This window comes from Pedobacter sp. KBS0701 (assembly GCF_005938645.2).
Lineage (GTDB): Bacteria > Bacteroidota > Bacteroidia > Sphingobacteriales > Sphingobacteriaceae > Pedobacter.
Window position 1 is genome coordinate 5,665,364 of record NZ_CP042171.1, and the last position, 13,685, is coordinate 5,679,048.

At 38.5% G+C, this 13,685-nt stretch carries 12 protein-coding genes; 9 read left to right on the top strand and 3 right to left on the bottom strand.

Features of this window, described 5'->3' with window-relative positions:
* Positions 1-87: 87 nt before the first annotated feature.
* Positions 88-618 carry a superoxide dismutase family protein gene (locus FFJ24_RS22985; protein ID WP_138819452.1) on the top strand — a complete coding sequence of 177 codons (531 nt, stop codon included), beginning with the start codon at positions 88-90 and terminating at the stop codon, positions 616-618.
* 222 nt (positions 619-840) lie between these two features.
* On the top strand, positions 841-1,374 hold the full coding sequence (locus FFJ24_RS22990) for a biopolymer transporter ExbD (protein WP_138819453.1): 534 nt from the start codon (positions 841-843) through the stop codon (positions 1,372-1,374).
* 597 nt (positions 1,375-1,971) lie between these two features.
* On the opposite strand, the gene metK is transcribed toward FFJ24_RS22990, so the two are convergent.
* Positions 1,972-3,222 (bottom strand): methionine adenosyltransferase, encoded by a 1,251-nt coding sequence (gene metK / locus FFJ24_RS22995; protein WP_138819454.1) that lies wholly within the window; start codon positions 3,220-3,222, stop codon positions 1,972-1,974.
* Between the two features lie 224 nt (positions 3,223-3,446).
* On the opposite strand from metK, the gene FFJ24_RS23000 reads away from it, so the two are divergent.
* The 5 genes from FFJ24_RS23000 to hisS all read left to right on the top strand — a co-directional run bounded on the left by FFJ24_RS23000 (position 3,447) and on the right by hisS (position 9,396).
* On the top strand, positions 3,447-4,328 hold the full coding sequence (locus FFJ24_RS23000; RefSeq protein WP_246862685.1) for a diacylglycerol kinase family protein: 882 nt from the start codon (positions 3,447-3,449) through the stop codon (positions 4,326-4,328).
* A gap of 185 nt (positions 4,329-4,513) precedes the next feature.
* Entirely contained in the window at positions 4,514-4,864 is a 351-nt protein-coding gene (locus FFJ24_RS23005; protein ID WP_090504011.1) for a translation initiation factor, read from the top strand.
* Between the two features lie 270 nt (positions 4,865-5,134).
* A complete protein-coding gene (locus FFJ24_RS23010) occupies positions 5,135-6,808 on the top strand; it encodes a sensor histidine kinase (protein WP_138819456.1) in 1,674 nt (557 codons plus the stop codon).
* 1 nt (position 6,809) lies between these two features.
* Entirely contained in the window at positions 6,810-7,553 is a 744-nt protein-coding gene (locus FFJ24_RS23015) for a LytTR family DNA-binding domain-containing protein (RefSeq protein ID WP_138819457.1), read from the top strand.
* A gap of 451 nt (positions 7,554-8,004) precedes the next feature.
* Entirely contained in the window at positions 8,005-9,396 is a 1,392-nt protein-coding gene (gene hisS, locus FFJ24_RS23020; RefSeq protein ID WP_138819458.1) for a histidine--tRNA ligase, read from the top strand.
* Positions 9,397-9,504: 108 nt separating this feature from the next.
* On the opposite strand, the gene FFJ24_RS23025 is transcribed toward hisS, so the two are convergent.
* Complete coding sequence (locus FFJ24_RS23025; protein WP_138819459.1) at positions 9,505-10,242, bottom strand: class I SAM-dependent methyltransferase; 738 nt, start codon at positions 10,240-10,242, stop codon at positions 9,505-9,507.
* A gap of 152 nt (positions 10,243-10,394) precedes the next feature.
* On the opposite strand from FFJ24_RS23025, the gene FFJ24_RS23030 reads away from it, so the two are divergent.
* Complete coding sequence (locus FFJ24_RS23030; protein WP_138819460.1) at positions 10,395-11,693, top strand: MFS transporter; 1,299 nt, start codon at positions 10,395-10,397, stop codon at positions 11,691-11,693.
* A 201-nt stretch (positions 11,694-11,894) separates the two neighbouring features.
* Here FFJ24_RS23030 and FFJ24_RS23035 read toward each other — a convergent pair whose 3' ends face one another.
* The gene (locus tag FFJ24_RS23035) at positions 11,895-12,275 is read right to left on the bottom strand and encodes a VOC family protein (protein WP_138819461.1); all 381 of its coding nucleotides are present in this window, start codon (positions 12,273-12,275) and stop codon (positions 11,895-11,897) included.
* Positions 12,276-12,395: 120 nt separating this feature from the next.
* Here FFJ24_RS23035 and FFJ24_RS23040 point away from each other — a divergent pair, with 120 nt between their 5' ends.
* The gene (locus tag FFJ24_RS23040; RefSeq protein WP_138819462.1) at positions 12,396-13,676 is read left to right on the top strand and encodes a replication-associated recombination protein A; all 1,281 of its coding nucleotides are present in this window, start codon (positions 12,396-12,398) and stop codon (positions 13,674-13,676) included.
* The last annotated feature ends 9 nt before the right edge of the window (positions 13,677-13,685 follow it).

Sequence of the window (13,685 nt, forward strand, 5' to 3'; positions counted from 1 at the left end):
GCATTCGAAATGGTTTTGCTATCATTCTTTTTAAGACAAACTAAATGATTGTCAATGTGTTTAGTATGTAAACTAAATTTTAATAAAATGAAAAAATATTTTTTAAGCGCAGCCATTGCAGGCCTTGCATTTGTAAGTGCCTGTACCAAAACCGACAAAGAAATTGCCCAGGCAACATTAACCGAAACGGCTGATAATACCAAAACCATTGGAACAGCAAAATTTTACGAATTGAGCGATGGGAAAATTAAGATGGATATCGAGATGAATTTTGCTGCACGTGCTGATAGCAATGTTGCCGTCCACTTTCACGAGCATGGCGATTGCGGCAATATGGGCGAAAATACACATGGCCACTGGAATCCAACAAAAGAAGCACATGGAAAATGGGGATCTGCAGCTTACCACAGTGGCGATATTGGCAATATCATGTTAGATAGTAAAGGACATGCCACCCTTTCGGTTACTACCGATAGATGGAGCATAAAAGATGGCGATATTAAAAATATTATCGGTCGTGGAATTATTGTACATGGCGGTACAGATGATTATACCACACAACCTACCGGCAACTCCGGACCAAGAGTGGGTTGTGGTGTTATTGAAGCAGTAAAATAATTTGTATTAGAATAATCGTCATTGCTGAGAAGGCTTTTTTCAGCCAGGAGCCTGTCCCGACATTTCGGGGAAGCAATCTTAATGCGGTAGCTATAAACCCGTAGTTGTAAGATTGCTTCGTCGTTCCTCTTCGCAAAGACCTTTCTTAGGCGGTTAAATTTTTAGCCGCTTTTTTATGCAATTTGATCAAGGTTGTCATCATCATTAAAAAACCTCATCATTATGGCAACTCTAAACGAATCTCAAAGCCGCAAGGCTGTAAAGGGAAGATCCAAAAAAGCAACACCAAAGGTAGATCTTACTGCAATGGTAGACCTGATGTTCTTATTAACCACATTTTTTATGCTCACCACAACGTTGAGCCAATTAAATGCTGCAGATATTGCTAAGCCAGATAAAACGGATATTAATATAACAGCAAATTATCCCGAATCGCGCACCATGACCATTGTACTGGGTAAAGATAACAAGGCCGTTTCTTATATGGGGACTATTGAAAAAGCCAACATGAAAGTGATCCCTATGGCAAGTCTCCAAAAGGAAATTGCTTCGAATAAGCTATTGGTGGCAGCTACCCATCAGAACAATCCATCAAAGTATATGATCGTGATCATCAAACCGGGTAAAACAGCTAAATTCCAGAATTTTGTAGATGCAGTTGATGAAATGAAAATTGCAGATATTAAATCTTACAGCATAGACGATGATCATTTCGCCGGGAAAGAGTTGTCGTTTATGAAAAATAACAACCTTTAATGCTACTTATTTTAACCTTATAAGTTGTGGTTCCGTCGCCCTGATTAGATAGCTATCGGATTTATTTACAGGTAGAAATTAGTATTTTCAATTGTCTTGTAGCTATCGGAAGATAAGCGGGTAATTATTTGTATTGTTTTTGGAAAGCAGGTTCATTAGCTTTTTTTAATGTCAGTCCTGCTTTTTGTTTGTAGTCCCGATTAGAAAAAAATCGGGCGCTACCCGCGTCAATCAGGTTTAGATAGGTTAGGTTTTTGCAACTATGTTAGGTTGAGCAGGTGAGCCAGAAAAACTTACGGAAGTTGGGCCGGGCTTGAGCTAAACGAACTTCTTCAGTTTGGCCTGTCAGCACCGAACCCAGGTAAAATAAACCTGACAGGAGCGGACACCGAACGCAGAGAGGTAAAGCGGATGGCAGGGCTTTCGGTGCCGATGGATGCAGAACCCTGCTTTTCAAAAAAATATCAATGATTTTTCTACTGTTTGGTGAACCGCCAAACGTAGGATAGGGCACATGTAAACTTCGTAGGTTTAGCGAAATAAAAAAGGCGTTCTGCAATACTGCAAAACGCCTTTTCTAAAAATTTATTTGATTGATTAAATGCCGAAAGCAGCTTTAACCTGATCTACATAATCTAATTTCTCCCAGGTAAACAAATCAACGGTAACCGTTTTTTCTTCACCATTTGGTGTTCTGAAAGTTTTGGTAACCGTTTCAGGTGTACGGCCCATGTGTCCGTAAGCAGCAGTTTCGCTATAAATTGGGTTTCTTAATTTTAAACGTTGCTCAATAAAGTAAGGACGCATATCGAAAATCGATTCTACAATTTTAGCAATCTCGCCATCAGTTTTACCTACTTTACCCGTTCCGTAAGTATTGATGTAAATACCCATTGGCTTTGCAACACCGATAGCGTATGATACCTGAACCAAAATTTCGTCAGCAATACCGGCAGCCACTAAGTTTTTAGCGATGTGACGGGTAGCATACGCTGCACTTCTATCTACTTTACTTGGATCTTTACCAGAGAAAGCTCCACCACCATGGGCACCTTTACCACCGTAAGTATCAACAATGATTTTTCTGCCGGTCAAGCCCGTATCACCATGCGGACCGCCAATTACAAATTTACCGGTTGGATTAATGTGGTACTCAATTTTATCGTTAAATAAATGTGCGTAAGCCGGATTGTTTTTGATGATTCTTGGAATCAGGATGTTTACCAGATCAGTTTTGATTTTAGCCAACATTGCAGCTTCTTCATCAAAATCGTCGTGCTGTGTAGAAATCACAATGGCATCGATGCGAACCGGTTTGTTGTTATCATCATACTCTAAAGTTACCTGGCTTTTTGCATCCGGGCGTAAATAAGTAATTTCGTTATTTTCACGACGTAAAACAGCCAGTTCCTGTAATAATTTATGAGAAAGGTTTAATGCCAATGGCATGTAATCTTCAGTTTCGTTGGTTGCATAACCAAACATCATACCTTGATCGCCTGCACCTTGTTCTTCTTTACTACTTCTATCTACACCTTGATTAATATCCTGCGACTGCTCGTGTATGGCTGATAAAATACCGCAAGAGTTGGCCTCAAACATGTATTCGCTTTTGGTGTAACCAATTTTCTTGATTACATCACGTGCAATCTGTTGTACATCTAAATATGTTTTAGATTTTACCTCACCCGCTAAAATAACCTGACCCGTTGTAACCAAAGTTTCGCAAGCTACTTTTGATTCTGGATCGAAAGCCAAAAAATTATCAATTAACGCATCCGAAATTTGATCGGCGATTTTATCTGGGTGACCTTCAGAAACAGATTCTGATGTAAATAAATATGACATTTATTAAATAATTAATGATAAATAAACAAATTTACAATTGCCAAACCCCTTGGAAACAGGTGTTGAAATGATTGAAAGGAGGCATTAGCAATTTTTTTAAGTGGTTGCAATCCGGTCCCGTGGTATCGGGATAGCAAATCAATCCACTTTTTTACTGCCGCAAAATTAGCATATTTTCTTTATTTCAAAAATTATAGATTATTTTGTGCACTCAATCTTACACTTTGCACACAAAGATCAATATCCTCTTTATCATAAACCCTATCTCTGGTGGGAGGGGAAAACTGCGTATTCCAGATTTTATCGACAAATACCTGGATAAGGAAAAGTTTAGTCCCAATTTCGTTTTTAGCGAATATGTTGGTCATGCCGGCGAACTGGCTGATGAAGCCGCTACCAAAAACTTTGATGTAATTATAGCTGCAGGTGGCGATGGTACCATAAATGAAGTAGCTACAAAAGTGTTAAAGCACAATAAAATTTTAGGGATTTTGCCCTTGGGATCGGGCAATGGACTTGCCCGCTTTTTAAGTATTTCCAAAAACTTAAGATATGCGCTATCTATTATCAATAATTTTAAGATTGATGAAATTGATACGGCTGAGTTTAACAAAAAGTGTTTTTTCAATTTGGCTGGAATGGGATTTGATGCCCACCTGAGTTCTGTTTTTTCGAAAGACAAAAAACGCGGATTATCAGGTTATGTAAAACTGGGTTTTAAAGAGGTTTTTAACTATAAGGCGCAAACGTATAATTTGAATATCGACGGGACTGAATATACCAGAAAAGCCTTCGCCATCAGCATTGCCAATTCATCGCAGTATGGAAACGATGTTTACATCGCACCAAATGCTTCGGTAAAGGACGGATTGCTGGATGTTTGCATTATTAAACCCTTCCCGATAATAAAATTGCCTGTTTTAGGTTATGTGATGTTAAGGGGCAAAGCAGAAAGCTCTGATATGATTGAAATTATTAAAGGAAAAAATATTAAAATTATAAGGGAAACGGCAGGAGCGGTGCACGTAGATGGAGAGCCTTTGCAAATGGGCGTTGAGATTGAAGCAGTTATTAATCCACTCTCGTTAAAAGTGATTGTTCCATAGTTTAGTTTGGAGTTGAGGGTTTGGAGTTTGGAGCCGATCTGACTATTAACCATGAGCCATAAAACTATCAACCATTGACCAATTTAGAGTTGAGCGTTTGGTGTTTGGAGTCGGGCGTCAATTAAACAATTAACCCAACAAACTAACCCTCATCCATTTTACATCTCCCATATTACATTATAAGCATGAAACCAAAGAAAAACAGTTTAAGCGATCTTGGTGGAATTATGTATTCTACCAATCCTGAATTCGAATACGAAGAAGAAGTTGATGATACCGTTACCTCGCCGAACAACCAGCAGGATTTAAGGGTAATGCTTGACAAAAAGAACCGTGGCGGTAAAGCAGTAACGTTGATTACAGGTTTCAGGGGCCGCTCAGAAGATTTAGAAGTATTGGGTAAAATGCTGAAGACCAAATGTGGGGTTGGTGGTTCAGTTAAAGATGGCGAAATCATGATCCAGGGTGACGTTCGTGATAAAGTGATGGGCATTTTGCAAAAAGATGGTTATAAAGTGAAAAAAGCAGGGGGATAATTAAAAAGTTGTCATCCTAAGTGCAACGAAGGATCTTTTTTTTCGTGTGAAACTCGTCGCAATAGTCTTTGACTCCGCTCAGACTGACAAACGTTAGTTAACACCCATAAACTAAATCACTATTGTTTGGTTTTACTTATTCAGCTAATTAACTACTCCCAAATATAAATCCTGTCCCAATCCCATCTTTTACTAGTTTATCTAATCCATATCCTGTTTTAATGTTTCCTGAGCAGATTTTTTACGGGATGTTTATGGAAAATTAAACGCATGAAAAGAATAATTTACTTCCTTCTCCTTTGTTCATCGCTATACTCATTTGGACAGAAAAAAAAAGATGCTTTCTTAAGTGAAGCCAATGGTAATCCAACGTATTATGGAATTTCCAGACCGCATTCAAACTGTTCTGTATTGCTTCGGGTTGATGAAAGAACCAAATGGATTTCTTTTAGTAATCCTGAGTCGAGTGATTCACTAAAAAATAATGTTTTTCTTGGAGAGGCAAAAAAGATACATCTGGAAATGAGGATCCACAAAGACAGCCTAAGATATTATAGGTATTCTGTTATAGAGAACGATAGTGTTTACCTTGTGGATGATGCCATTCTAAGTAATATAAATTTTAAATGGCCCAAAGAGAGTGATTTTCCAAATTATTTTACAATGAGTTTGGGCGATTATAATGTTGTTGGTAAAAAGATTATTGTTAAAGTATACAAACTGCCTCAGAAATTTAAAGTAAACACAATTGTAATTTATAATCAGCCCCTTTTACCTCCTAAAGTATTGATTAAGAATCTGTTTTCAGAATCAATAAATACAAAGGGATTATCTGTTAGTGAAATGACCAGACTAATGATAAAAAGAGGGCGGAAATCATTTTTTCTCAAACGGCAGCCTTTTAATAATGGCGAAACTATTATTGTGAGTGATAGTATAAAGCTAATGTCAATTGGTATAGAGAATACAGGTGTTAATTTTATTTACAAAGTAAAAATAACCCGATATGGTAGTGATTACCCTGAAGAAACTGTTCTAACAACCAGCGATTGGGATAATTCGTATGTCTCGGTTGATGCTGAATATTTTAAGAAACCAGGAACATATAAGGTCTCAATTGCACCTGAAATATGTCGGTCGCTTGATTTGCCTCGCGGTATAAGCTGGACATTACCCCAAACATCTTTTGAGTTTACAGTGATTGAAAAGAAAGAAAAGCTTTTTACCTCTCGAGAGTTATTACTAGTTAGTGTTATCATAGGGGCCCTTTGTGGTATCATATCGGTTTTGATCCTCAATAACCGTAAAAAAAAAGCTGCAAAGGTAATTGCGCAAAAATCTCAGGAAAAAGAAATCGCTAAACTGAAGTTAGATTCCGTCCGTTCTCAATTAAACCCGCATTTTTTATTTAATGCGCTCGCAGGTATCCAAACGCTGATGAACAAAAATGAAATCGATAATGCCAATCGCTACCTTACCAAATTTGCTCGATTAACGCGTAATGTTTTAGACCATAAAGACCTTATCAGCTTAACATCAGAAAAAACGGTATTAGATGATTACCTGCAGATGGAGCAGTTACGTTTTGGTTTTCAGTACCAGATTACAGCTTCAGCTGATTTAGATGTAGAGAATATAGAAATACCAGCCATGCTTTTACAACCCTTTGTAGAAAATGCGGTGAAACATGGCATTGCTGGAAAAGGGAATGATGGAAAGATTGAAATCAGTTTTACAAAGCAGCAAACGGATTTGATATTAAGTGTAAAAGATAACGGCAATGGTTTCGATGTAGAAAAAGATTATGCTGGCTTGGGTTTGGCATTGACCAAAAACAGAATATCTTTACTGAATTCGATTTATAAAGAAACACCGTTTTTATTGGATATGAAAGCAGATGCAAATGGAACTTTAATCCGGATCACAATTAATCAATGGTTATAAAATGCGGGCAATTTTAGTAGATGATGAGGTAGCTAATTTAGAAAATCTAAAGATCTTATTGGATAAACACTGTCCTGATATTAAAGTGGTAGCTAGTGCATCCAATATTGACGAGGCTTTTGCACAGGTTATCCTGCATCATCCAGATCTGCTTTTCCTGGATATCCAGATGGGTAAAACAACAGGTTTTGATCTGTTGAACCTCCTTGCCGAAAAAACCTTTGAAGTGGTGTTTGTAACTGCTTATGATCATTATGGCATCCAGGCAGTAAAGTTTGCCGCATTAGATTATCTGCTCAAGCCGGTTGATCCCGAAGAGTTGAAAGTTGCAGTAGAAAAGGCTGAAATTAGGTTCAGGAATAAAATAAATGGTGAGCAGCTTAATTTTTTGTTGAGCCAGATTAAAAAGAGTGAGCCAAGCAGTCCGAAAATTGCCTTGCCCCAACAGCATGAAATCCGTTATGTTCCTGTTGACGATATTATCCGTTGTGTAGCCGATAATACCTATACTTTTTTCTTTTTGAGCAACGGTGATAAAATCCTGATTTCGAAACCGCTGAAAGAATATGCAGATCTGCTCAAACCTCAGGGTTTTGTGCGGGCGCACCAAAGTCACCTGGTAAATCCGAAATTTGTAAAAAGCTGGTTAAAAGAAGATGGCGGAACGCTGTTGATGAATAATGGTGATAAAATCCCGGTATCTAAACCAAACAGGGAAATGGTTAAAGAGGTGCTGGGGAAATAGTTTTTAAAATAATTACGTCATTACAAGTAACCATCAGATCTGTGGTCTGAAAAAAATAGGAATGATGTCCTATATGCGCTTTCTAACGTATTAGATTTAAGATTTTGCAGCCTGTAAAACTCATTGAGCTAAGATGTCTAAGTTGGTCGTAAAAATTCAAAGACTACGCTGTTTAATTAACCACCTTAGACACCTAAGAACATCTAATTTCATTAAATAATTCTTTAGGCTTTCACGCCATATAAGAACATGTAAGCTTATATGGTCCTTAAATGTCTTATATGGTCAAAAAATAACACTAAATATCAGTTGTTTACATAAACTTTATTATAGCGCACGAAACAATCTTAATGCACACGCATGTAACTGTCGTTGTAAGATTGCTTCATCGTTCCTCCTCACAATGACGAATCTTTGTTTTTAAACCTTACATTTTTGTACTTTTGCCGCTATGTCAGTTATTAAACCCTCATTAGCAAAAGGTACCCGCGATTTTACTCCTGTTGAAATGGTAAAACGCAACTTTATTTACGATACCATTAAAACGGTTTTCAGGAAATATGGTTATGCTGAAATCCAGACGCCAAGTTTTGAAAATCTTTCTACCCTTACCGGAAAATATGGTGATGAAGGCGACAAACTGATTTTTAAAATTTTAAATAGCGGCGAGTTTCTTAAAGATTCAAAAAAGAAATCGTTCGATTTTGCTGAGGAGGATAATAGTAATAAACTAATCCCTTTAATTTCTGAAAAAGCTTTACGTTACGATTTAACAGTGCCATTTGCACGTTATGTAGTAATGCACCAGCACGAAATTACCTTGCCTTTTAAACGTTTCCAGGTTCAACCCGTTTGGCGTGCCGATCGTCCGCAAAAAGGCAGGTACCGCGAATTTTACCAGTGCGATGTCGATGTAGTCGGCTCTAAGAGTTTGCTGAACGAAGCTGAATTTATTTTGATCTACAATGAAGCCTTAAGCAAATTGGGATTAAAAGATTTCAGCATAAAAATTAATAACCGGAAAATTTTATCGGGTATTGCCGAGATTATTGGTAAACCTGATTTGATTATCGACATGACTGTGGCCATTGATAAACTGGATAAAATTGGTTTAGATGGCGTAAGTAAAGAATTGTTGGAACGAGGTTTTACCGAAACTGATTTGGAAAAACTGCGTCCGGTAATTTTATTGGAAGGTACCAACGAAGAAAAACTGGCCAGCCTGAAAGAAGTTTTAGCTGAATCCGAAACCGGTTTAAAAGGTGTTGCTGAAATTGAACAGGTTTTTGAATATGTAGAAAGTTTGATTTCCTATGGCTTACCGTTGGTTGCCAAATTAGAACTCGATATTACTTTGGCCCGTGGCTTAAATTACTATACTGGCTGCATTTTCGAGGTTAAAACCAATGAAGTGGCGATGGGCAGTATCGGTGGTGGTGGTCGTTATGATGATTTAACAGGTATGTTCGGTTTAAAAGATTTAACAGGTGTAGGTGTTTCTTTTGGTGCCGACCGTATTTATGATGTATTGGAAGAACTTAACCTTTTCCCTGCTTCAGCTGAGGTTGGAACAAAAGTGTTGATCAGTAATTTTGATGCGGAGGCTGAAAAATATGCTTTACCAATTGTTCAGCAGTTTAGAAATGCGGGTATTTCAGCTGAATTATACCCAAGTTCGGCAAAACTGAAAAAACAAATGGCCTATGCAGATGCCAAGAATATCCCTTATGTAATATTAATCGGTGGCGATGAAATTGCCAGCGGAGAACTTACATTAAAAGATATGCAAAGCGGTGAGCAGAAAAAGCTAACTGTTTTAGGTATACTGGAGTTGTTGAAATAACGCTAGTTTTTTACCGCAAAGCTCACAAAGGTTTTCGCAAAGAAACGCAGAGAATCGGTCATGTACCCCGCTTTGTGCACTTTGCGCTTGCCTTCTTTTCCTTTGCGGTTAAGTTAGTCTCCCAATCCGCAATAAAACCGGGAAATGAACATCCTTCTCTGCATCATCACCCCAGGCTTCTTTTAGTTCGGTAAACAGGTACTCTAAGGGATTGCGATCGTTAGCTTTTTTGTAATGCTGCAAGGAAGACCAGGTATTTAAATAGCCAATTAACTGGTTAAAATTCCAGGTGATTTTGATCTGAAAATGTGGTGCAATTATTTCTTCAAAAGGAAAAGGAATGGTCTTATAGCCTTCTTCAATATAGCGGCGTTCACTGTCCCAGTATTTGCCTAATATATCTTCATAAAGTTTATGGATAACTTTGTCTATTTTTTTATCGATCGACATAATCCCATAACCAATTACAGCAAAAAGTCCATCTGGTTTTAGTGTTCTCTTTACTTCGGCGTAAAATGCTTCAAAATTAAACCAATGGATAGCCTGCGCTACCGTAATCAGATCTAAACTATCATTACCAACCGATGTTTGTTCTGCTGATTCCACTTTGTATGTGATATTTGGTAACTGTAAAGCATTTTTTAATTGATTCTCGCTAATGTCTGTTGCATAAACCGCACCGAAGTGCTGTGCCAACACACGGGCAACCTGGCCATTCCCCGTGGCACAATCCCATGCCGTTTCCTTATTTTTTACCAGGGCGAACAGATAATCATATAGTTCCTGTGGATATGTTGGCCGGTATATGGCGTAATCGGCAGATTGGGTAGAAAAGTTATCTTTCATTGTTGTAATGATTGAATGATGGAAGGGTGAATGGGTAAGGGTGAATATAACTGCGCGCTTTCTTTATAAAATTATTATATTTTTGATAAACAACTGGTATTAATTTAAGTTTCATATTCGGCATTCAATCACTCATTCAATAATTCTACACTATGGAAAAAACAGTACAAAAAGGCGAAGTTAAGGATGTAGAATACCGGTTGAAATCTATTTTTGGTGGTTCGGTTGGCAATCTTGTTGAGTGGTACGACTGGTATACCTATTCTGCCTTTGCGTTATACTTTTCTCCAGCTTTTTTTCCGAATAGCAATCCAACAGCACAGTTATTGGATACCGCTGGCATTTTTGCCGTAGGGTTTTTAATGCGCCCCATTGGTGGCTGGTTATTTGGGAGTATCGCCGATAAATTAGGGAGAAAACGTGCAATGACGCTCTCTGTATTGATTATGGCGATAGGTTCGTTGATTATCGGTTTAACCCCAGGTTACAAACGAATCGGTATAGCGGCGCCGTTATTGCTCATTTTTGCAAGGTTGATCCAGGGCTTAAGTACCGGTGGTGAATATGGAACCTCTGCTACTTACCTCAGCGAAATGGCCACCAAAAAACACCGTGGCTTTTATTCGAGTTTTCAATATGTAACCCTAATCGGTGGACAATTATTAGCTTTAGGGATCCAGTTGATTTTGCAGAACTGGTTGCTTACTCCTGCCCAGTTACACAATTGGGGCTGGCGTATTCCCTTTTTTATTGGTGCTGTCCTCTCTTTTATTGCTTTGTATCTGCGTAGACATATTGATGAAACCGCGGCCTTTAAAAGTAAAAATGTGAAAGACAAAAAAGGAGGCATTGCCGTACTATTGAAATATCCTAAAGAGGTTTTTACGGTTGTGGGTTTAACATTGGGCGGAACCATTGCCTTTTACACGTTTAGTACCTATATGCAAAAATTCCTGGTCAATACGGTTCACCTGAGTAAAGAAACCTCTACAACATTATCATTTATCTCGCTGTTGGTTTTTGCCATTATGCAGCCTTTATTTGGTCTGTTATCTGATAAAATTGGTAGAAAGCCTTTGTTAATCGGTTTTGGGGTACTGGGCACTTTATGTACCTATCCAATTTTAACAGGCTTGGCAGGCGAAACCAATACCACAATTATTTTTTTATTGATGATAGCTGCTTTGATTATTGTAAGTGGCTATACGAGTATTAATGCTGTGGTTAAAGCCGAGCTATTCCCTGCCGAAATCAGGGCTTTGGGGGTAGGGTTACCTTATGCTTTAACCGTTGCCATTTTCGGCGGAACGGCAGAATATTTTGCGCTTTGGTTTAAAAATATCGGTCACGAAAGTTATTTCTACTGGTATGTAACCGCATGTATTTTGATTTCGCTGATTTTGTATACGACCATGAAAGATACGAAGCACCACTCGAAGATAGAGGATTAGATTTCTTGTGCTATCTGTCGTCGAGCGGGGTTGCAACGTAGCCGAGAACCTGAAGGCTCTGCGAAGCAAAATCTAACTGGATATATCTCTCCGTTTCGCTGCGCTTCAGTCGAGATGACGACTTTTTCTATAGTATATGATGAGTAAATAACTTCTCCGTTTCAACCAGTTCTTCCGTGCCAAAAAACGCTTTCAAATAGTCTACAAATAATTACTCACCTCAATTAAATTCATATCCGGATCGCGGAGATAAACCGAAATAATCTTACCATTTGCTCCCGTCCGTTCTACAGGGCCCTCTTCAATCTCTATACATTTTTCTTTCAGTTCCTGCATCACCTCACGAAGTGGAAGATCTGTGATAAAACATAAATCGGCTGTACCAGGCATCGGTTTAAATGCTTTTGGTTCAAATTCTGCCCCATATTGGTGAAGATTGATTTTTTGATTGCCAAACTTCAGTGCCTTTCGGTTTTCGCCAAACTCAATAACTTCCATTCCCAGGGCAAGACTGTAAAACCTGCAGGTACTTTCTAAGTTCGCAACCGTTAATACAAAGTGATCTAAATTTTTAATGTCCATAATAATAAATTAGAACTAAAGCATTCGTCCTTTTGTTTTAACTAAAGGATTTTGTAATCCTGACATTTGGTTAGCAGATTATCGGACAACAAAATAATCAATTTTTATATATTTACCATTATGCAAAACCTGCCTCCTTTAGCCGAACGTATGCGCCCTCAAAACCTTGATGAATATGTTGGTCAGCAGCATTTGGTAGGAGAGGGAGCGGTATTGCGCAAAGCGATTGAAAGCAGTCAGCTGCCATCTATGATTTTCTGGGGTCCTCCGGGAGTAGGAAAAACCACTTTGGCTTATATTATTTCGCAGGCATTAGACCGCCCGTTTTTTAACCTGAGTGCCATTAACAGCGGTGTGAAAGATATCCGGGAGGTAATTGACCGTGCTGCACAGCTAAAAGACAGCTTTCTGGGTTTGCCTATTTTGTTTATTGATGAGATCCACCGTTTTAGTAAATCGCAACAGGATAGTTTGTTAGGTGCTGTTGAACGTGGTTTGGTTACTTTAATAGGTGCCACAACCGAAAATCCATCGTTCGAGGTCATTTCCGCGTTGCTTTCCCGTTGTCAGGTTTATATTTTAAAATCACTCACAGAAGAAGAATTAGTCGGTTTGTTGCAAATAGCCATTAAAAAAGATGCTGTTCTAATTGAGAAAAAAATTACGATAAAAGAGCATGAGGCCTTAATCCGTTTATCTGGTGGCGATGCGCGGAAACTGTTAAACGTACTCGAAATTGCCATCAATGGCATTGGTGGCAGTAAAATTATACTGACGAATGAAAATGTACTGGCACATGCACAACAGAACCTTGCGCTTTATGATAAAGCCGGAGAACAACATTATGATATCATTTCGGCATTTATTAAATCAATCCGTGGGAGCGATCCTAATGCTGCGGTTTATTGGTTAGCCAGGATGATTGAAGGAGGAGAAGATCCCTTATTTATCGCCCGCAGGTTATTAATTTTATCTTCAGAAGACATCGGAAATGCCAATCCGAATGCACTGTTGCTGGCCAATAACTGTTTTACGGCAGTAAATGTTATCGGTTATCCGGAGGCACGGATTATATTGTCACAATGTGTAACCTATCTGGCCAGTTCGCCAAAAAGCAACGCCTCTTATGAGGCCATTAACAAAGCGCAGGCTTTGGTTAAACAGACCGGAAATCTGCCGGTGCCCTTACATATCCGCAATGCACCCACCAAACTGATGAAGAATATAGGTTATGGTAAAGATTATCAATATTCTCATGGATATGAAGGTAATTTCTCTCCACAGGAATATTTTCCAGAAGAATTAAGCGGTACGAAACTCTACGATCCAGGCAAAAATGCAGCAGAGGAGAAACTGCGCGAAAAGCTAAGGCAAAACTGGAAAGACAAATACAAATATTAGTGTAACATT

Coding starts and splice junctions, on each gene's coding strand:
- hisS (WP_138819458.1), top strand. CDS start 8,005: ATGTCAGTTATTAAACCCTCATTAGCAAAAGGTACCCGCGATTTTACT.
- FFJ24_RS23005 (WP_090504011.1), top strand. CDS start 4,514: ATGAAACCAAAGAAAAACAGTTTAAGCGATCTTGGTGGAATTATGTAT.
- FFJ24_RS22990 (WP_138819453.1), top strand. CDS start 841: ATGGCAACTCTAAACGAATCTCAAAGCCGCAAGGCTGTAAAGGGAAGA.
- FFJ24_RS23030 (WP_138819460.1), top strand. CDS start 10,395: ATGGAAAAAACAGTACAAAAAGGCGAAGTTAAGGATGTAGAATACCGG.
- FFJ24_RS23025 (WP_138819459.1), bottom strand. CDS start 10,242: ATGAAAGATAACTTTTCTACCCAATCTGCCGATTACGCCATATACCGG.
- FFJ24_RS22985 (WP_138819452.1), top strand. CDS start 88: ATGAAAAAATATTTTTTAAGCGCAGCCATTGCAGGCCTTGCATTTGTA.
- metK (WP_138819454.1), bottom strand. CDS start 3,222: ATGTCATATTTATTTACATCAGAATCTGTTTCTGAAGGTCACCCAGAT.
- FFJ24_RS23010 (WP_138819456.1), top strand. CDS start 5,135: ATGAAAAGAATAATTTACTTCCTTCTCCTTTGTTCATCGCTATACTCA.
- FFJ24_RS23015 (WP_138819457.1), top strand. CDS start 6,810: ATGCGGGCAATTTTAGTAGATGATGAGGTAGCTAATTTAGAAAATCTA.
- FFJ24_RS23040 (WP_138819462.1), top strand. CDS start 12,396: ATGCAAAACCTGCCTCCTTTAGCCGAACGTATGCGCCCTCAAAACCTT.
- FFJ24_RS23035 (WP_138819461.1), bottom strand. CDS start 12,275: ATGGACATTAAAAATTTAGATCACTTTGTATTAACGGTTGCGAACTTA.